This window comes from Microbacterium sp. (assembly GCF_011620665.1).
In the GTDB taxonomy this organism is placed as follows: domain Bacteria; phylum Actinomycetota; class Actinomycetes; order Actinomycetales; family Microbacteriaceae; genus Microbacterium.
Genome location: NZ_WOYQ01000022.1, coordinates 1 through 18191, shown reverse-complemented (window position 1 = coordinate 18191; position 18191 = coordinate 1). Strand labels below are relative to the sequence as shown.

At 67.6% G+C, this 18191-nt stretch carries 18 protein-coding genes and 1 tRNA gene; 6 read left to right on the top strand and 13 right to left on the bottom strand.

The features are described from left to right. Nucleotides 1-4: 4 nt before the first annotated feature. Nucleotides 5-2170: an ATP-dependent DNA helicase RecG gene (locus tag QZV81_RS03380; RefSeq protein ID WP_292832511.1), complete on the bottom strand. Its 2166-nt coding sequence runs from the start codon at nt 2168-2170 to the stop codon at nt 5-7. A 134-nt stretch (nt 2171-2304) separates the two neighbouring features. On the opposite strand from QZV81_RS03380, the gene rsmD reads away from it, so the two are divergent. Next, nucleotides 2305-2862 carry a 16S rRNA (guanine(966)-N(2))-methyltransferase RsmD gene (gene rsmD / locus QZV81_RS03375; RefSeq protein ID WP_292832508.1) on the top strand — a complete coding sequence of 186 codons (558 nt, stop codon included), beginning with the start codon at nt 2305-2307 and terminating at the stop codon, nt 2860-2862. Nucleotide 2863: 1 nt separating this feature from the next. On the opposite strand, the gene thiL is transcribed toward rsmD, so the two are convergent. Next, nucleotides 2864-3847, bottom strand: coding sequence for a thiamine-phosphate kinase (gene thiL / locus QZV81_RS03370; RefSeq protein ID WP_292832505.1), 984 nt, complete (start codon nt 3845-3847; stop codon nt 2864-2866). Between the two features lie 22 nt (nt 3848-3869). On the opposite strand from thiL, the gene QZV81_RS03365 reads away from it, so the two are divergent. Further along, entirely contained in the window at nt 3870-4340 is a 471-nt protein-coding gene (locus tag QZV81_RS03365) for a DUF3515 family protein (protein ID WP_292832502.1), read from the top strand. A gap of 10 nt (nt 4341-4350) precedes the next feature. Here QZV81_RS03365 and QZV81_RS03360 read toward each other — a convergent pair whose 3' ends face one another. The 7 genes from QZV81_RS03360 to QZV81_RS03330 form a co-directional block, all read right to left on the bottom strand. Beyond that, complete coding sequence (locus tag QZV81_RS03360; protein WP_292832499.1) at nt 4351-5433, bottom strand: D-alanine--D-alanine ligase family protein; 1083 nt, start codon at nt 5431-5433, stop codon at nt 4351-4353. After that, nucleotides 5339-6466, bottom strand: coding sequence for an NAD(P)H-dependent glycerol-3-phosphate dehydrogenase (locus tag QZV81_RS03355; RefSeq protein WP_292832496.1), 1128 nt, complete (start codon nt 6464-6466; stop codon nt 5339-5341). Before QZV81_RS03355 ends, QZV81_RS03360 begins: the two co-directional genes overlap by 95 nt. Next, entirely contained in the window at nt 6456-7196 is a 741-nt protein-coding gene (locus QZV81_RS03350) for a lysophospholipid acyltransferase family protein (RefSeq protein WP_292832493.1), read from the bottom strand. Before QZV81_RS03350 ends, QZV81_RS03355 begins: the two co-directional genes overlap by 11 nt. Nucleotides 7197-7225: 29 nt before the next feature. Next, nucleotides 7226-8596, bottom strand: coding sequence for a UDP-N-acetylglucosamine 1-carboxyvinyltransferase (gene murA, locus QZV81_RS03345; RefSeq protein WP_292832490.1), 1371 nt, complete (start codon nt 8594-8596; stop codon nt 7226-7228). Between the two features lie 68 nt (nt 8597-8664). Continuing rightward, the gene (leuD, locus tag QZV81_RS03340; protein WP_292832487.1) at nt 8665-9261 is read right to left on the bottom strand and encodes a 3-isopropylmalate dehydratase small subunit; all 597 of its coding nucleotides are present in this window, start codon (nt 9259-9261) and stop codon (nt 8665-8667) included. Nucleotide 9262: 1 nt separating this feature from the next. After that, nucleotides 9263-10726: a 3-isopropylmalate dehydratase large subunit gene (gene leuC, locus QZV81_RS03335; RefSeq protein WP_292832484.1), complete on the bottom strand. Its 1464-nt coding sequence runs from the start codon at nt 10724-10726 to the stop codon at nt 9263-9265. A gap of 147 nt (nt 10727-10873) precedes the next feature. After that, nucleotides 10874-11878: a TerC family protein gene (locus tag QZV81_RS03330; RefSeq protein ID WP_292832480.1), complete on the bottom strand. Its 1005-nt coding sequence runs from the start codon at nt 11876-11878 to the stop codon at nt 10874-10876. Between the two features lie 236 nt (nt 11879-12114). Here QZV81_RS03330 and QZV81_RS03325 point away from each other — a divergent pair, with 236 nt between their 5' ends. After that, nucleotides 12115-12675 (top strand): sigma-70 family RNA polymerase sigma factor, encoded by a 561-nt coding sequence (locus tag QZV81_RS03325; protein WP_292832477.1) that lies wholly within the window; start codon nt 12115-12117, stop codon nt 12673-12675. Beyond that, nucleotides 12672-13766: a DUF4349 domain-containing protein gene (locus tag QZV81_RS03320; RefSeq protein WP_292832474.1), complete on the top strand. Its 1095-nt coding sequence runs from the start codon at nt 12672-12674 to the stop codon at nt 13764-13766. Before QZV81_RS03325 ends, QZV81_RS03320 begins: the two co-directional genes overlap by 4 nt. Before the next feature lie 75 nt (nt 13767-13841). On the opposite strand, the gene QZV81_RS03315 is transcribed toward QZV81_RS03320, so the two are convergent. Next, nucleotides 13842-13917 (bottom strand) — tRNA-Glu (locus QZV81_RS03315). Nucleotides 13918-14029: 112 nt separating this feature from the next. On the opposite strand from QZV81_RS03315, the gene QZV81_RS03310 reads away from it, so the two are divergent. Beyond that, nucleotides 14030-14668 carry an MBL fold metallo-hydrolase gene (locus QZV81_RS03310; RefSeq protein WP_292832471.1) on the top strand — a complete coding sequence of 213 codons (639 nt, stop codon included), beginning with the start codon at nt 14030-14032 and terminating at the stop codon, nt 14666-14668. Between the two features lie 63 nt (nt 14669-14731). Here QZV81_RS03310 and QZV81_RS03305 read toward each other — a convergent pair whose 3' ends face one another. Both QZV81_RS03305 and QZV81_RS03300 read right to left on the bottom strand, forming a co-directional pair. Continuing rightward, nucleotides 14732-15004 carry an HPr family phosphocarrier protein gene (locus QZV81_RS03305; protein WP_292832468.1) on the bottom strand — a complete coding sequence of 91 codons (273 nt, stop codon included), beginning with the start codon at nt 15002-15004 and terminating at the stop codon, nt 14732-14734. A 49-nt stretch (nt 15005-15053) separates the two neighbouring features. Further along, complete coding sequence (locus tag QZV81_RS03300; RefSeq protein WP_292832465.1) at nt 15054-15827, bottom strand: hypothetical protein; 774 nt, start codon at nt 15825-15827, stop codon at nt 15054-15056. 127 nt (nt 15828-15954) lie between these two features. Here QZV81_RS03300 and QZV81_RS03295 point away from each other — a divergent pair, with 127 nt between their 5' ends. Continuing rightward, entirely contained in the window at nt 15955-17982 is a 2028-nt protein-coding gene (locus tag QZV81_RS03295) for a DUF262 domain-containing protein (protein WP_292832462.1), read from the top strand. On the opposite strand, the gene QZV81_RS03290 is transcribed toward QZV81_RS03295, so the two are convergent. Further along, nucleotides 17958-18086 carry a hypothetical protein gene (locus QZV81_RS03290; protein WP_292832459.1) on the bottom strand — a complete coding sequence of 43 codons (129 nt, stop codon included), beginning with the start codon at nt 18084-18086 and terminating at the stop codon, nt 17958-17960. The genes QZV81_RS03295 and QZV81_RS03290 overlap by 25 nt on opposite strands. Nucleotides 18087-18191: the final 105 nt, after the last annotated feature.

Genomic DNA, 18191 nt, shown 5'->3' with positions numbered 1-18191 from the left:
CATCCTAGTTTTTGGCCAGTGCCGCGCGCTCCTGCCGGCCGACACGGCGGCCGATCGACGCAGCCAAGCCGGGGTGCCGGAGCAGAGCGGGGTCATCGGCGAGCACACGCTCGGCGGCCGCGCGCGCGAGCGCGATGAGGTCGGCATCGGCGACGACGCGGAGCAGGCGGAGCGACGAGCGAACACCGGACTGCGCATCGCCGAGGACGTCGCCCTCACCGCGCAACTCGAGGTCCACCTCGGCCAATGCGAAGCCGTCGGTCGTCGCGGCGACGGCCTCGACGCGCGCGCGGGCGGGAGTCCCTGCGGGCGCCTCGGTCACGAGCAGGCAGATGCCGGGAACTCCGCCGCGACCGACGCGGCCTCGCAGCTGGTGCAGCTGCGAGACCCCGAACCTGTCCGCCTCGAGGATCACCATTGCCGATGCATTCGCCACGTCCACGCCGACTTCGACCACGGTCGTCGCAATCAGCACGTCGATCTCCCCCCGCGCGAACGCCTGCATGACGGCATCCTTCTGCTCGCCCGGCAGCTTTCCGTGCAGGATCTCCACCCGGATGTGAGCGTAGGCGGGGTGGTCGGCCAGCAGGGCGTGCACCTGCACGACGCCCCACCGCGTGCGCTCCTGCTCTCCCTCGAGCGGCGGTGCGTCGGAACCCGATTCAGCGCCGGCCTTCGCGGTGGCTTCGGCATCGATCGATGCGCACACGATGAATGCCTGGTGGCCGGCGGCGACCTCTTCGGCGACCCGCTCCCACACCCGCGGGAACCACGCCGGCTTCTCCGCGAGTGGCGCGACATGGCTCGTGATCCCCGCACGCCCGCTGGGCAGTGTGCGGATCGTCGAGACGTCGAGATCACCGAACACGGTCATGGCGACCGTGCGCGGGATCGGGGTCGCCGTCAGTACCAGCACGTGCGGGGATGTCCCCTTGGCACGCAGACTCTCTCGCTGCTCGACGCCGAACCGGTGCTGTTCATCGACGACCACGAGCCCCAGGTCGGCGAAGGTCGTCGATTCGCTCAGCAGGGCGTGGGTGCCCACGACGATCCGGGCTTGGCCCGCCGCGGCGCGCAACGCCGCCTTTCGGCGCTCCGCGGCGGACAGCTGCCCCGTGAGGAGCATCGGCATGAGCTCTGGCGCGAGCTGCGGCCCCAGCATCCTGGTGATCGAGCGGAGGTGCTGACCGGCGAGCACTTCGGTCGGCGCGATGAGCGCACTCTGTCCACCGGACTGTGCGACCTGCAGCATGGCGCGGAGCGCGACGAGTGTCTTCCCCGAGCCGACTTCACCCTGCACGAGCCGGTTCATGGGCCACGCGGCCTCGAGGTCGGCAGCGATGCGCTCACCGACGACGGCCTGGTCAGGTGTCAGCGCGAACGGGAGCCGGGCGTCGAACCGGGCCAGCAGATCACCCGCCGGGCGTGCGGTCGCCGCCATGGCCCGCACGAACTGGCGCTGCTGCAGCAGCGCCGCCTGCAAAACGAAGGCCTCGTGCATGCGCAGGGTCTCGCGGGCGAGTTCGATCTGGTCGGGAAAGTCGGGGCGGTGGATGCGCTCGATCGCAGTGCGTGCATCGAGCAGGCCCTGCGCGCGCCGGAAGTCGTCCGGCAGCGGATCAGGCACGTCCTCCAGCGTGTCGAGGACGACTTTCATCGTCTTCGCGATATCCCAGCTGCTGACGGTGCTGGTCGCCGGATAGATCGGGATCGGCTCATTCTGATGAGCAACAGCGGTGAGTCGAGCGGCATCCTCATCGTCGAAGAGCTGGTAGTCCGGATGCGCGAACTGCTTCTGCCCCCTGAACTCGCCGACTTTGCCCGAGAAGATCCCCTGTCGCCCAACGGCCAGCTCGTTCTGGCGCCATGGCTGGTTGAAGAACGTGAGACTCAGGGTGCCCGCGCCGTCGCTGATGAGGACCTCGAGCAGCGAGCCCTTGCGCTGGCGCATGGGCCGCGTCGCGACGCTTTTCACTTCGGCGACGATCGTGACCTGCTCTCCCACGGGCAGTGAGGCGATGGGGGTGAGCTCGCCGCGGCGCGCGTAGCGACGGGGATAGTGGTCGACGAGATCACCGACGGTCACCATCCCGAAGGCCCGCGTCAGCGCCGTCGCGGTCTTACCGCCCACCACGCCCTCAAGGCGCGTCTCAAGGCTCACGGCGGGCATGGGACGAGTCTAGAGACGCCGTGTGACAGTGTTGCTCCCACCATCCTCGCCAGGGAAATGCGGGGCGCCCGTCCGATGGCGGCTGCGCGCCGAATCCGCGTCGCGCCGCCGGGCGGGCTGGCTATGGTGTCGTTGTGACGAGAATCATCGCGGGACGCGCCGGGTCGCTCGCCCTCGTCGTGCCGGATGCCGGGACACGTCCGACGAGTGACCGCGTCCGCGAATCGCTGTTCGGCTCGCTCGAGTCGGCGGATCTGTTGCACGATGCAGTCGTGCTGGACCTGTACGCCGGCTCCGGTGCGCTCGGCCTCGAAGCGATCAGTCGCGGCGCGGCGCGCTGCGACCTCGTGGAGAAGTCGCCGCGCGCCGCGCGGGTCGCCGACCGGAATGCGCGCGCGCTGCGCCGCGTGATGCCCGACGCGCTCATCCGCGTGCATCAGACGAGCGCGGACATGTTCTTGCGGAACGCAGCCGCCGTTTTCGATCTGGTCTTCCTCGACCCGCCGTACGAAGTCGGCGAGCCCGAACTCGCCGCCACGCTGACGCTGCTGGGGCCGCGACTCAGCGCCGGAGCCGCGGTGATCATCGAGCGGTCGTCGCGTTCGCCCACGCCGACCCTTCCGCCGGGGCTCACCCCAGACCGCTCAAAGAGGTACGGTGACACGACGCTGTGGTGGGCGCTCGCAGACTGACTCACCCGCGCTGCGTGTCCCAATCGCGGTATGGGTCCCAGCCGCTGCGTCCGGATGGCGCGGCACCTGCCACCGTGACCGCGGCCTCGCCGCGCGGTGCGACCGCGCCGATCCGCAAGAATCCCGCCGGCAGCGCCGCCGCGGTCGGGAAGCACGCCAGGAGCGCATGATCCTCGCCGCCCCGCAGAGCATCGTCGCCCAGTGGTCCGTCGAGGGCGATGGTGACACCCGACGCGTCCGCCATGCGGGTGGCGTCGAGCAGAAGCCCGTCCGAGACGTCCATGAGCGCGCTCGCGCCGGCGCGGGCGGCCACGGGCCCGAGCGCGATCGGGGGCGCGGGGCGCAGCTGCGCCGCGAGGTCGGCACGCTCGGCCTCGGTGAGCAGGCCGGCATCCACCTCCACCGGAATGCCGTCGGCCGTGCGAAATCGATCGAACAAGAGCGCGAGTCCCCGCGTCGCGGCGCCGAGCTCGCCCGCGACGGCGACGGTGTCGCCCGGCCGGGCTCCCGAGCGCAGCACAGGCGCGGCGCCGTCCAGCACACCGGCCGCGGTCACCGCGATCGTCAGGGTGTCCGAGACGGTGAGGTCGCCGCCCTCGATCGCGCACCCGGGCGCGAGGCGGTCGCAGGCTGCACGAAGGCCCCGGGCGAGCTCATCGACGAACGCGACGGGAAGCGTATCGGGCAGGGCGAGCGCGACCAGCAGCGCGATGGGGCGCGCACCCATCGCCGCGACATCGGCGAGGTTCACGGCCGCGGCCTTCGAGCCCAGGTCGTATCCGGTGGACCAGGCCAACCGGAAGTCCGGACCGTGCACGAGCGTATCGGTCGTGAGAACGACACGGCCATCCGGGACGGTGATCACGGCGGCATCGTCACCCGGGCCGACGTCGGCCTGCGAAGCATCTCCGACCACGTTGAGGATCCGCGTCAGCAGCGCGCGCTCGGACAGGTCGCCCACGGTCGGCTCGCGTCGGGTCATCATCCCTCCACGGTAGCCTGGACGTGTGTTCCGACTGCGTTCATCCGTACTGCTCGCCGCCGCCGTCGTCTTCGCGTCGGGCCTCACCGGCTGCAGCGCCACCGTCGCGATGGCACCGGCCGAAGGCGCGAACGATCCGGCATGCGCAGCCGTGACGGTGCGGCTGCCGGACACCCTCGACGGCCAGGGGCGAAGGTGGACGGACACGCAGGCCACAGGCGCCTGGGGAACGCCGACGGCAGTGCTCCTCACGTGCGGGGTCGAGGCGCCCGGGCCGTCGCCCCTGCCGTGCGAAAGCGCGGGCGGGGTGGACTGGCTCATCGACGACTCAGAGGCACCGAGCTATCGATTCACGACGTTCGGGCGCACGCCCGCGGTCGAGGTGTACCTCGACTACGACGTCGTCAGCGCCCGCACGGTTCTCGATGCGCTCGGCACCGCCGTGCAGCAGCTGCCGGCCGATGGCAGCGTGTGTACGGAGCGCCCCGCGAGCTGATGACGCGGCATCAGCGCACACTGGCGAGGTCGATCAGCTCGCTGATGAGCTCTTCGTAGGTCATGCCGGAAGCAATCCAGCACGTGGGGAACATCGAGATCGCTGTGAAGCCGGGCATCGTGTTCACCTCGTTGACGAAGAACTCCGTGCCGGTGAAGAAGAAGTCGACGCGGGCGAGCCCCTCGCCGCCGACCGCCTCGAACGTGGCCGCGGCGATACGCTGCATCTCGGCAAGGTCGGCGGGCGCGAGGTCGGCAGGGCAGACCAGGTCAACGCCCGCCGCGCCCTGATACTTCGCCTCGAAGTCGTAGAAGTCACGTCCCGTGATCACGATCTCGCCCGCAACGCTGACCCGTGGCGACGCGCCGTCCCGGCCCGCGAGCACTCCGCACTCGATCTCGCGTCCGACCACGGCCCGCTCGACCAGCACGGTACGGTCCTCGGCGAACGCCGTGGCGAGGGCGGTGTCGAGCTGACTCCAATCCGAGACCTTGGAGACGCCGACGCTCGATCCGGCACGTGCAGGCTTGACGAAGGCCGGGAGCCCGAGAGAGCGGATCCGCCTGTCCCACGCCTCGCGATCACGATCCAGGTCACGCCTCGTGACCGCCACCCAGGGGACGACCGGTACACCGGCCGCGCGCAGAATTCTCTTGGTCGCGTGCTTGTCCATACCGATGGCCGACATCAGCAGACCGGCTCCGACGTAGGGCAGATCCAGAAGCTCCAGAAAGCCCTGGATGGTGCCGTCCTCGCCGAACCGGCCGTGCAGGATGGGGAAGACGACATCGATCTCGCCAAGAGAGCGCACACCGTCGGCATCCCTCACCCTCAGCTCGCGCGACAGCGCGGAATCCGGCCAGATGATGCGCGTGCCGTTGTCGCGCACATCGGGCAGGTGCCGCGGGTCGAGCGTGAACTTGGCCGGGTCGTCGTCTTCGAGGACGAAGGCGCCATCCCGGGTGATCCCGATGGGGATCACCTCGTAGCGCTCGCGATCAATCGCGCGCAGCACGCCCCCGGCCGTTGCGGAGCTGATCGAGTGCTCGCTGGAGCGACCACCGAAGAGCACCGCCACCGCCGTCTTGTCCATTCTGGGTCCTCTCGCCCTCGGGCTTGTCGTCCGTGGTCAGGTGCGGTGCGATGTCACGCGGATTCATGGTTCCGTCCAGCACCATCTTCACCTGTTCGACGATCGGCATCTGCACACCGGCCTCGCGCGCCAGCTGAAGCACTGGCGCGACCGAGGCCAGACCCTCGGCAGTCTGGTTCATCTGCTTGACGACGTCCTGGAAGCTGTAGCCCTGGCCGAGCAGGCGTCCCGCGGTGTTGTTGCGGCTGAGAGGCGACTGGCACGTGGCGATCAGGTCCCCGAGCCCAGCGAGTCCTTGGAGGGTCTCCGGTTGGGCTCCCTGCGCGACGGCGAAGTCGGTCATCTCGACGAGTCCGCGCGTGATGATGGATGCTTTCGTGTTCTCGCCATAGCCGACCCCGTCGACGATCCCGATCGCGACGGCGATCAGGTTCTTCAGCACCCCGCCGAACTCCGTGCCGATGACGTCCGTATTGACGAACGTCCGGAAGTAGGCGTTACGTGAGCGGAGCGCGACGGCCTCGGCGGTCTCGCGGCTGGTCGAGGAGATGACGGCGGCAGTGGGCTGCTCTCGCGCGATCTCGAGCGCGAGGTTGGGACCCGACGCGACGGCGATGCGCGCGGGATCACAACGCAGCTCCTGTTCGAGGACTTGGCTCATCCGGAGCCCCGTTCGCCGCTCCACACCCTTCATGAGCGAAACGATCGGGGCCTCTGATCGGGCGACGAGGGGGCGCACCGCCTTCAGATTCTGGCGAAGTGCCTGACTGGAGATCGCAAAGTACACCTGGCTGGCTCCGTCAAGCGCCTCGGGCAGATGCGCAGTTGCCGACATGGTGCGCGGGAGGTTGATGCCGGGGAGGTACTGGCTGTTGCGCTTCCCCTCCTGGATCTCCTGGGCGAGCTCCGCCCGGCGCGCCCACATCACCACGTGCGCTCCCCCGTCCGCGAGGACTTTGCCGAACGTGGTACCCCAGCTCCCGGCGCCGATGACGGCGACCCGCGGCAGCGCCGGATCGATTCTACGGGTCAAGGCGGCCCGTCCGCTTCTGCCCGTGCGCCGCGGGATTCCAGCGTTCCGCCGGCGGAGTGAGCCCGCGCAGCTCGCCCAGAAGGACCGAGATGTCAGCCATGACGACGTCGGTCGCGGCGGCGAGACTCGCGGTGTTCGCCGCGCCGTGGAAAGCGGACAGATCGCTCGCGGGCCCGAACCGCACCTGCACCCGCTTGCGCGGCGGCCACAGACTGAACGTGCCGTAGCGGGGGAGAATCTGCTGGACCCCCCACGTGGCCACTGGAATGACGGGGATGTCTCCGGCCAGCGCGAGTCGGACGGCTCCGGTCATTCCCCGCATCGGCCACATGTCCGGGTCACGGGTGAGGGATCCCTCGGGGTACACGATCACCCCGCGACCGTGCGCGACGAGGCTCTCGGACTGCGCAAGTGTCTGTTTGACGGCCGCGGCGGAGGAGGACCGTGAGACCGGGACCATGCCGGCGGCATGCAGGGCGCGACCGACCACCGGCACCCGGAAGATGCTCTCCTTGGCCATGAACCGCGGTGCGCGGCCCAGACGCCAGGTCGCGACCGCGAGGACAAGGGGGTCGAACTCACTGTAGTGATTGGGGGCCAGCACGTAGGGCCCCTCCGCCGGGAGGTGTTCCTCACCGATGATCTCGACTTTCGCCAACCATCCGACGACGGGGACCACGATCGCAGCCATCGGCCAGAAGACGCTCGGTCGAGATTTCTCGGTCGACATCCGTCGACCCGGTGATTTTGTCACCGCGTTCACCCGACGACGTCGAAGTCGGCGCCGAGGTCGGTGAGCTTGTCGAGGAACTTCTCGTACCCGCGACGGATGATGTCGACGTTTCGCACGATGGAGGTGCCCTCCGCCGCAAGCGCGGCGATGACGTACGAGTAGCCGCCGCGAAGGTCGGGCACGACGACGTCGGCACCGTGCAGCGGCGTCGGACCCGTGATCACGGCCGCCTGCTCGAGTGCCCGGCGCGGAACACGACGGTCGGCACTGGCGATGCCCTCCGGGTGGACGACGATATCGGCTCCCATCTTCACGAGTGCTCGCGTGAAGCCCAGTCGGTTCTCGTACACCGTCTCGTGGACGATGGATGTGCCGTCGGCCTGCGTCAGAGCGACGATGAGCGGCTGCTGCCAATCGGTCATGAATCCCGGGTGCACGTCGGTTTCGACGACGATCGGCTTGAGAGCGCCCCCGCGGTAGAAGCGAATGCCTTCCTCGGTGATGTCGAACTCACCTCCGGCCTTGCGGAAGACGTTGAGGAACGTCAGCATCTCCTGCTGCCTCGCTCCGGTGACGAAGATGTTTCCGTCGGTCGCGAGCGCCGCGCACGCCCACGAGGCGGCCTCGTTGCGGTCGAAGATGCATCGGTGGTCGTAGCCGCGCAATGAGTCCACGCCCTCGATGAAGATCACCCGGTTGGGTTCATAGGAGATGATCGCTCCCATCTTCTGCAGGACGGCGATGAGGTCCATGATCTCGGGTTCGATCGCCGCGTTGCGAAGTTCGGTGGTGCCCTTCGCGCGCACCGCCGTCAGCAGCACCTGTTCCGTGGCGCCGACGCTCGGGTACGGCAGTGCGATGTTCGCGCCGCTCAGTCCCCCCGGCGCAGACAGTCGAATACCGCTGGGAAGCTTCTCGACCGTCGCACCGAAGGCACGCAGGGCATCGAGGTGGAAGTCGATCGGGCGATCGCCGATCCGGCATCCACCCAGGTCTGGGATGAAGGCCTGACCCAGCAGGTGCAGAAGCGGTCCGCAGAAGAGGATCGGGATCCGGGAGGCACCCGCGTGTGCGTCGATCTCGTCGAAGTGCGCCGACACCGCGCCGCTCGGGTCGAGCCGAAGCACACCATCGCCATCGTCCTGAACGGTCACGCCGTGAACCTCGAGGAGCGAGCGGACCACGTGAACGTCGCTGATGTCGGGGACATCGCGCAGCACGCTCTCGGTCTCACCGAGGAGGGCCGCGACCATCGCCTTGGTGGCGAGGTTCTTCGCCCCCTTGACTGTGACGCGCCCCGAGAGCGGGTGTCCTCCGCGAATCGTGAGCGCTTGGCCAGGTGAGACGCTGCCACCCCCGGGTCGGGGCGGCGTGGACTCGCTGAGGAGGGTGTTCATCGAGGAAACCTCACTTGTTTCTGGAGGATGCAGACAGCCTCGCCCCCTGGTGTGGAGCGTGCTTCGGGCTACGGGACGGGGATCGTCCGTGGCCGCCACGCCTCACGGCGCGCCTCGAACTGCGCGATCTTGTCTTCGTTGCGCAGCGTGAGCCCGATGTCATCGAGCCCTTCGAGGAGCCGCCACCTAGTGTAATCGTCGATGTCGAAACCGACCCGCAGATCACCGACCACCGCGGTGCGCGCCTGCAGGTCAACGGTCATCTCGATTCCGGGCTGAGCCTGGAGAGCCGTCCAGATCGCCTCGATATCAGCCTCGGAAACGACGCCCGTCACAAGACCCTGCTTACCTGCGTTCCCACGGAAGATGTCGGCGAACTTCGCGCTCAGGACAACGCTGAACCCGTAGTCCCTGAGCGCCCACACGGCATGCTCACGACTGGACCCCGTGCCGAAGTCGGGCCCGGCGACAAGAATCGACGCACCCTGGTAAGCGGGCTGATTCAGGATGAAATCAGGGTCCTGGCGCCAGTTCGCGAACAGGGCATCGTCGAAGCCGGTCTTCGTGACGCGCTTGAGGTAGACAGCCGGAATGATCTGGTCTGTGTCGACCGCTGACCGCATCAGCGGCACGGCAATCCCCGTGTGCCTGGTGAACTTCTCCACGTCAGGCCTCCACTCCGGCAGGTTCCTGAACGTTTCGCACGACCGGCAGATCGCTCGGGCTGGCGAGGCGGCCGAGAATCGCGGTCGCGGCCGCGACCAGCGGGGAGACCAGATGCGTGCGTCCGCCCTTGCCCTGGCGCCCTTCGAAGTTACGGTTGCTCGTCGACGCACAGCGCTCACCCGGAGCGAGTTGATCGGGGTTCATCCCGAGACACATCGAGCAGCCCGCGAAGCGCCATTCGGCACCGAAGTCGGTGAACACCTTGTCCAGCCCCTCAGCTTCGGCCTCAAGCCGCACGCGTGCCGACCCGGGCACAACCATGACGCGAACGCCCTCGGCCTTCTGCCGGCCTCGGACGATCGCCGCGAACTGGCGGAGGTCCTCGATGCGACTGTTGGTGCACGAGCCCATGAAAACGGCATCCACGGGAACGGCCTTCAGCGGAGTGCCCGCGGTGAGGTCCATGTACGCGAGGGCGCGCTCCGCGGCGGCCCGCTCATTGGGATCGGTGAAGGATGCCGGGTCGGGGACGACGTCACTCAACGACACGCCCTGCCCCGGGTTGGTCCCCCACGTGACGAACGGCTCGAGTTCGCCGGCGTCGAGGAACACCTCGGCGTCGTAGACCGCCCCCTCGTCAGAGGGCAGGGTCCGCCAGTACGCGACGGCCTCATCCCAGTGCGCACCCTGAGGTGCATGCGGCTTGTCCTTGACGTACGCGAACGTCGTCTCGTCGGGCGCGATCATCCCCGCGCGGGCACCCGCCTCGATCGACATGTTGCACATCGTCATTCGCCCCTCCATCGAGAGGGATCGGATCGCGGAGCCGCGGAACTCGAGCACATAGCCCTGGCCGCCGTTGGCGCCGATTTTCGCGATGATGGCCAGAATGACGTCCTTCGCGCTGACGCCGGGCGCCAACTCACCGTCGACCGTGATGGCCATCGTCTTGAAGGGCTTCAGCGGAAGCGTCTGAGTCGCCATGACGTGCTCGACCTCGCTCGTGCCGATCCCGAAGGCCATCGCGCCGAATGCACCGTGGGTCGACGTGTGCGAATCACCGCAGACGACCGTGATCCCCGGCATCGTGAGACCCAGCTGCGGACCTACGACATGCACGATCCCCTGCTCCTTGTCGCCGAGCGAGTGCAGCCGCACGCCGAACTCCTCGGCATTGTGCCGCAGAGTTTCGATCTGGACGCGGCTGGTGAGATCGGCGATCGGCTTGTCGATGTCGAGCGTGGGTGTGTTGTGATCCTCGGTGGCGATCGTCAGGTCGGGGCGCCGCAGCGGACGCCCCTCCGCGCGCAGGCCATCGAAGGCCTGTGGGCTCGTGACCTCGTGCACCAGGTGCAGGTCGATGTAGATGAGGTCGGGCTGGCCGTCCACGCCCTTGACGACGAGGTGGTCGTCCCAGACCTTCTCGGCCAGCGTACGGGGATTCTCGGGGATGGCGATGCTCATGATGTCTCGTTCTTCTGACGTCGGATGCGCCCGCGAAGGACTCCGCGACGAGGGTGGGCTCAGAACGAGATCTCGTCGCGGCCGCTAAGGAGAAGGCGAGCGATCCGCACGGATGTCACATTACCACCGTGATGAGCGACGCCGCGTTCACTCTCCGTCAGTGATCGCAGGCGCAGCCCGCTCCTCGCGGGCGGATGCGATGAGGCTCGCGACCGTCGCGACGGCCATCGACACGATGATGACACCCAGCGACGTCCAGGTGGAGATCTCCGGGGCCCATTCGATCGACTTGCCGCCGTTGATGAACGGCAGTTCGTTCTGGTGGAGAGCGTGGAGGACGAGCTTCACTCCGATGAAGCCGAGGATGAACGCGATGCCGTAGTGCAGATACTTGAGCCGGTCGAGCAGACCCCCGAGCAGGAAGTACAGCTGACGCAGCCCCATCAGCGCGAACAGATTCGCCGTGAAGACGATGAACGGGCTTTGTGTGATGCCGAAGATGGCGGGAATCGAGTCCAGGGCGAAAAGCAGGTCGGTCATCCCGATCGCGACGAACACGATGATCATCGGGGTGAACATCTTCTTGCCGTTGACGACCGTGCGGACTTTCGCGCCGTCGTATTCATCCGAGATGTCGACGGTGCGCCGCAGCAGACGCACGATGAAGCTCTCCTGCTTCACGTCTGAGTCGTGATCGCCACCGGGGAAGGCCTGACGCCAGGCCGTGAAGACCAGGAACGCTCCGAAGATGTAGAAGACCCAGCTGAACTGCTCGATGATCGCGGCCCCGGCCAGGATGAACAGGCCACGCAGAACCAGCGCGATGATGATGCCCACCATCAGGACTTCCTGCTGGTACCGGCGCGGGACCGAGAACTGGGCCATGATGAGCACGAACACGAACAGGTTGTCGATCGAGAGGCTGTACTCCGTCAACCAGCCCGCGATGAACTGACCCGCGTACTCGCCGCCCGCGAAATACCACATCAGTGCCGCGAAGATCAGCGCCAGCGCGACGTAGAAGACGACCCACAACGCCGACTCGCGGGTGGAGGGAATGTGGGGGCGGCGGAGGATCAGCAGCAGATCGGCGACGAGGATGAGCGTCAGCAGCAGAAGCGAGCCGATCTCGAACCAGACAGGGAGTTCCATGCGGGCCTTTCGGAGGGATGACGAACCGTCGAAAGTCTCTCCCCCGCAGCTTGCGGCGCGCGCCCGGAGCCTCCTCGGTGGGACCCGTACTGACGGACGCGCGAAATTGGGATACTCCCTCTCGCTCGGACAAGAATACAGCCGCCGACGGACCGTGCCGTCCATCTGAGACGATCGACTTCGAAACGACACTGTAAGAGCGGGAGACGTTGGATCTCCCCGACGATGAGGACGTTATGGGTGACAGCGTGACGCAGAGCGATGCGGAGCTGGTGGCCGCTGCGGCGGCGGGGAACGAGCACGCCTTCCGGCTGCTGTACCGCTCGTACGTGCGTCCGGTGTTCTGGGTGGCGCACGGATTGCTCGGTTCGCGACCGGAGGCCGAGGATGCCACTCAGGAGACGTTCCTGGCCGCCTGGCGAAAGCTGCCGGAGCTCGATCTGGTCGGCGATTCGCTCTTGCCCTGGCTGGTGACCATCTGCCGATTCCAGTGCGCAAACCGCATTCGACGCCTGCAGCGCGACCGCGCCCACCTGACGAGCGCGGCGGACGAATCACTGGCGGCGACGATCGATATCGAGAGTCAGGTGATGGACGCCGCCCTGGTGGCACGGGTCCTGCAGGAAGTGGGGGCGCTCAGCGAACTCGACCAGCAGATCTTCCGTCTGTGCGCCGCAGACGGCTACGCGTATCAGGCCGCCGCCGATCGGTTGGGTGTCAGCCACGGGGTCGTCCGAAATCGCCTGTCCCGCATCCGCACACAGCTGCGGAGCACGATCGAACCGGAGGGGACATGAAAGCCGACGAGGTCGCGCTGCCCGCGTTGAGCGATGAGCGTGTCGAAGAGATGGAGGACGCCGTGTTCGCCCGGATTGCGAGCGAGCGCGCCGGTGATCTCGCCCGGGTCGAGCGCGCACGGCAACTCGCTGTCAGGCGCGGGCGGTGGTGGATGGGGGGTGCCGCGGCCGCGGCCCTCATCGCGGTGGCCGCCGTGATCGCGCCGCACGTGCTCCCCGGCATCCAGGGATCGACCGAAACCGCCGGTTCGGCCGCGGTGGCACCGGCATCCGCACCGGACATCGCAGGGTCCGGCGTCACCGAGACCAGCGGTGGCGCACGAGACTCGGCAGGCCCCGAGACAGCCGAGAGTGATGCGCTGCGCGAGATTGCCGTCACCGCCTCAGCGGCGGTCGAAGTCGACGATGCCGCGACGGCCGCCGTGGCGATCGGAGAGGCCGCCGTCGCCGCCGGCGGCTACGTCGAGACGATGAGCATCGGCTCGTCCTCGGCGATAGACCCGGCCGCCGTGGTGCCCGAGATCTACCCCCCACTGCTGACAGGCACGTGGATCACCGTGCGCGTGCCGTCCGATCAGCTCACCGCGACGCTGTCCGGCCTGAGCGAGTGGGGAAAGGTCACGTCGTCGCAGGTCGACCGTCGGGACGTCACGACCGAAGCGGTCGACCTTCGGGCTCGCGTCACCGCGCTGGAAGGCTCGGTCGCGCGGTTGACCGAGCTCATGGCGCAGAGCGCATCGACGGCCGACCTGATCACGGCGGAGTCTGCGCTGTCGGCGCGCCAGTCGGAGCTCGACTCGCTCCGGCAGCAGCTGACGTGGTTGGAGGGTCAGGTCGACATGTCGAGCGCGACGATCACGCTCACCGAGCCGGCACCGGCTGTTGCCGCAGATCCCGCCGGCTTCGGCGACGGACTGACCGCGGGGTGGAACGGGCTGGTGGCGACGGTGAACGGGATCGTCGTCGCGATCGGGTTCCTGCTCCCCTGGCTCGCCGTGGCGGCACTCGCGGGCTTCGTCATCTGGGCGGTGCGTCGCGCGATCCGCGCGCGCCGATCACTGGCCGCGGGTTCGTCACCCGTCGACAACTGACTCCGCGCGGGAACGCAGGACGCGAAAAAGCCCCCGATCCCCGTCTATCACGGGATCCGGGGGCTTCTTCTTAGTTGGTGACCCCAGCGGGATTCGAACCCGCGTTACCGCCGTGAGAGGGCGGCGTACTAGGCCGCTATACGATGGGGCCTCTTCCCTCGACATATCCGAGGGCAACCGTTCGATTATGCCATGCCCGGCAACCCTTGGCAAAATCGTGCCGAGGGTTGCCGAGGAGCGCGCCACGGCGTTGACTGAGGCGCATGCACGTCACCAAGCACGAACATGCCTGCCTCCGCCTCGAACTCGAGAGCCGGATGCTGCTGATCGACCCCGGTTCGTTCACTCTCCCCCTCGCCGATCTGAGACACCTCGTCGGCGTCGTGGTCACGCACGAACACGCCGATCACTGGAGCTTTGAGCATCTCCACCGCATACGCCAGCAGTTCCCCGACGTCCCCGTGTACGCCCCAGCGGGTATGGCCGAAGCGGCCGCCGGCGAAGAGATCACGGTGGTCGCAGCGGGCGACACCGTCATCGCCGGGCCCTTCACGCTGACCTTCTTCGGCGGGCGGCACAACGTGATCCACACGTCGATCCCCGTCATCGACAACCTCGGTGTCCTCGTCAACGAGGCGTTCTACTATCCCGGCGATTCATACGACCTCCCCGGAAACGCGCACGTCGACCTGCTGGCCGCGCCCGTCGGTGCCCCGTGGCTGAAGATCGGCGACGCGATGGACTTCATCCTCGCCGTCGCGCCGAGACGCGCTTTCGCGACACACGACATGACACTTTCGCAGATCGGACTGGACATGGGCCGCGCCCGGCTGAAATGGGCGGTCGAGCAGGGCGGCGGCGAGTTCGTCACACTCGATCCGAACGAGAGCACTGACCTTTAGCACGCGCGGATGCCGCATCCCGATCGCTTCGCGCGAGATGCGGCATCCATCGTTGTGCGAGGATCAGCCCTCGGCGTCGTGGTCCGTCTCGAGGAAGGCCGCGAGGGTGTCGAGCGCCGCTTCGGCGCCCTCCCCCTCCGCCTTGAGCGTGACGACAGTGCCCTGCGTCGCACCCAGACCCATCAGGCTCAGAATGCTGCCGGCGTTCAGATCTGCTCCGCCCTCGAGGGCGATCGTCACGGGCACACCGGTCTGCTGGACCGCCTGCACGAAGAGCTTCGCGGGACGCGCGTGCAACCCCGAGCTGCTCGCGACGGTGGCTTGGCGTTCTGCCATGGGATCCTCCTCATCCGTATCCACTCGAGACTACGCCGCGGGAGTGTGCCTACGCCTCGCTCATGATGTTGACCTCGGCCTGGCCCCGCGCCGCGAGCGCCGCCGCACGCGCGGCGATACGCCGGGACTGCTCAGCCTGACCGGCATCCAGCGCCTCCTGATCGACGGGGAAACTGTCGACCCTGTTCACGCCGTTGTACTTCGCGATGTACGCGTCGAGCTCGGGGCCGCTTTCCCACGATGTGATGAGGCAGTAGCGCGGCTCATCCCCGTAGTGAGCGGCGGCGTGCCACAACCGCTGGGTGTCGATGATCAGCTGCGCGCCGGCCGGCAGGGCGATGCGCGTCTCCTCGCTCGGGTCGGTGCGGTTCTCGCGCAGCACGAAGTAGCTCGTCGTGTCGTCGGTGAGGTTGAAGAAGCCCCGGACGACCCATCCGGTGCCGTCGGGGTTCAATCGGTTGTTGTCATCCTGGTGCAGGTTGTAGAGACAGTCGGCATAGGTGTTGGGCTGCAGTTCGATGACGCGGCAGCGACCGACGTTCGAGCCCGGCTCCAGCGCGCGCGCGGTGAGCGTGGGCGCGATGGCCGTCTGCGAATCGATCCAGACGCCGTCCTTGTCAGTGCGCGGCGGCTTGTGATTCCAGAACCCGTTGCACTCGATCTCGCCCTTGGCCGAAGCCAGTGGAGCAAACCGGGTGTCGCCCGAGGACTTCCAGTCGACATATTCGATGTCGAGCCATTCCTTCGGGTCGATCTCTTTGTTGTAGCGGTCGAGGACGACGTAGCCCGTCTCTTCCAATGCTGCAGAGGTGATGTATCCCATGGTGTGGATCTTGCCCTTTCGTAGAGGACCAGCGCGTTTTCACAGGTCCCGCTGAGGCCAGCCTACCGAGGCGGTTTGTGAACGCGATTAGACTCGTCCGAGGCCTGCGAAAAGCGATTCGGAGAACATGAGCACCGTCACGAGTGTCGCCGCTTCCCACGTCGACGCGACCGCGGTCAACACGATCGCGTGGCTCTCGGCTCCGAGCACGACCATCCTCGTGCCGGTGTTTCAACGCCAGTACCGGTGGGATATCGGAGCCTGCGAGCAGCTCTTGAGCGATGTGCGCGCGGTCGCCGGCGCCACCGAGACGCACACCCACTTCATCGGGTCGATCCTCTCCACCGCCTCCCCCGGCAGCGCGGATGAGGCACAGCTCGTGCTCATCGACGGGCAGCAGCGGATCACCACCATCATGCTGCTGATCGCCGCCCTCCACCACTCGCTGCGCGATGACGATCCCGATCTCGCCGCCGAACTCGCCCGCGTCCTCGTGCGTGCGGATGACCCCGACCGGACGAAGCTGCGTCCGCACCGCGCCTGGGCCGACGTGTTCGAGAGCGTCGTTCTCGGGCGCCGCACGCCGGGAGACGCGCGGCGCGAGTCACGCTTCGATGACAACTACGCGTTCTTTCGCAGCCAGATCCGCCCGCACGAGGCGGCGGCCATCTGGCGCGGGCTGCAGCGCCTCGAGCACGTCGCGATCACCCTGGGACCGCACGCCAACGCACAGCAGATCTTCGAGAGTCTCAACTCCACGGGTGAGCCGCTGCGCGATCACGAACTCATCCACAACTACGTGCTGATGGGCCTCTCACACGCCGAGCAGAGCGAGATCGAAAACGAGTACTGGCTGCCGATCGAAGGGTGCACGGGCGACCAGATCGGCGCGTTCTGGCGGCATTACCTCATCATGTTGACGGGTCGCGAAATCACCGCCACGGCAGAACGCGCGGTCTATGACGCCTTCCGCCGCGAGTTCCCCCGCCTCGACGTCGACACTCTCCGCCGGCGCGCCGCGCAATGGCGAGAGTACGCGGAGATCTACCGGATGCTGCGTGAGCCGGCCGCAGCTCCGGATGCCGCCCTCTCCCGCCAGTTGTCGCGTCTCAGCACCTTTGGGCCCGAAACGGCGCCGCTCGCGTTGCACCTCTTCGACGCGCATGTGCACGGCCGCCTCAGCAGGGCGCACCTCATGGCGGCGCTGGACCACCTGCAGTCGCTCCTGCTGCGCCGCGCGGTCGTGGGCATCTCCACCGACCGGCTGATCGCGCGGCTCTGCCGCGCCGCGGAGTCCGGTCCCGCGCAGCTGACCCGGGCGATCGCGCGCATCACTCCATCGGATGAACGCGCACGGGTGGCGCTCAAATACTCCGAACTCCCCTACGCGCGCTATGTGCTCGGACGCCTCGCGGATGCCGATCCGCTGGCTTCCTTCGATCTCGAGCGCGTCGTTCCCCTCACCCCCGGCGACGACTGGAGCGGCGACGGCGTACGCAGGTGGGCCGATTACTCCGCCGACGAACAGAACAGCCATCGGGCGCTGGCACCCACACTGGGAAACCTCGCGCTCCTCGAACCCGAGCTCGCCGACCGCGCGTTCGACCTCTCGTTCCCCGCGAAGCGCCCTCTCTACGCGGCCAGCGAACTCGCGGCCACGCGGGAGCTGGCCGAGGTTCCGGTCTGGGGCACGGCATCCATCGCCGCCCGCACCGAACTGCTCACCGATCGATTCACGGAGGTCTGGCGAAGGCCGGCGGTCGTCAGCATCGACGACGACGACTTGACCCCCATTCTCGATGCGCGCGTGCACCGAGGCTGGCCGCGTGGCTGGCAGCGGGAGTTCGACTACGTCGAGTACCGCGGCGAGCACTGGGAGGTGAAGGATGTCCGTTCCCTCTTCCATCGGATCTTCCAGCGCCTCTGGGCAGACTCCCGCCAGAGTGCGATCGATTTCAGCGCGCGGCGCGGCGGGCCGGTCTACCGGGAGATGGCATGGAACGGGCCATGGGAGGAGCTGGCGGACGGCAGCTACCTCTACCTGGGATGGGACTCGAAGTACATGCTCAGCGCGGTCCAGGGTGTCCTCGACGAGGCCGGCTGGGCAGGCGAGGTGTTCGTCAAGTACTCCTACATCGGCGACGCGATGGCGTAAGGATGAGACGTGGGAAGCAGCCGTGCGTTGACGACGATCGACGCGGCAACCTCCAGCCAGTGCTGGATGCGTGGCAGCTCCTTCGCGAAGCGGACCTCCATCACAATGCGACCTTGTCGCGAGGCCACGGACGCGCCGAGGCCGCGCGCCAGAACGACATGCCAGGAGCAAGCGAAACTCCCCGCTCGCGAGCGGGGAGTTCAGTTTCA

Bases quoted from the DNA above. Each gene is read 5' to 3' on its own strand.
- QZV81_RS03380 (WP_292832511.1), bottom strand. From the start codon at position 2,170: ATGCCCGCCGTGAGCCTTGAGACGCGCCTTGAGGGCGTGGTGGGCGGT.
- thiL (WP_292832505.1), bottom strand. From the start codon at position 3,847: ATGATGACCCGACGCGAGCCGACCGTGGGCGACCTGTCCGAGCGCGCG.
- QZV81_RS03360 (WP_292832499.1), bottom strand. From the start codon at position 5,433: ATGGACAAGACGGCGGTGGCGGTGCTCTTCGGTGGTCGCTCCAGCGAG.
- QZV81_RS03350 (WP_292832493.1), bottom strand. From the start codon at position 7,196: ATGTCGACCGAGAAATCTCGACCGAGCGTCTTCTGGCCGATGGCTGCG.
- murA (WP_292832490.1), bottom strand. From the start codon at position 8,596: ATGAACACCCTCCTCAGCGAGTCCACGCCGCCCCGACCCGGGGGTGGC.
- leuC (WP_292832484.1), bottom strand. From the start codon at position 10,726: ATGAGCATCGCCATCCCCGAGAATCCCCGTACGCTGGCCGAGAAGGTC.
- QZV81_RS03330 (WP_292832480.1), bottom strand. From the start codon at position 11,878: ATGGAACTCCCTGTCTGGTTCGAGATCGGCTCGCTTCTGCTGCTGACG.
- QZV81_RS03325 (WP_292832477.1), top strand. From the start codon at position 12,115: ATGGGTGACAGCGTGACGCAGAGCGATGCGGAGCTGGTGGCCGCTGCG.
- QZV81_RS03320 (WP_292832474.1), top strand. From the start codon at position 12,672: ATGAAAGCCGACGAGGTCGCGCTGCCCGCGTTGAGCGATGAGCGTGTC.
- QZV81_RS03310 (WP_292832471.1), top strand. From the start codon at position 14,030: ATGCACGTCACCAAGCACGAACATGCCTGCCTCCGCCTCGAACTCGAG.
- QZV81_RS03305 (WP_292832468.1), bottom strand. From the start codon at position 15,004: ATGGCAGAACGCCAAGCCACCGTCGCGAGCAGCTCGGGGTTGCACGCG.
- QZV81_RS03300 (WP_292832465.1), bottom strand. From the start codon at position 15,827: ATGGGATACATCACCTCTGCAGCATTGGAAGAGACGGGCTACGTCGTC.
- QZV81_RS03295 (WP_292832462.1), top strand. From the start codon at position 15,955: ATGAGCACCGTCACGAGTGTCGCCGCTTCCCACGTCGACGCGACCGCG.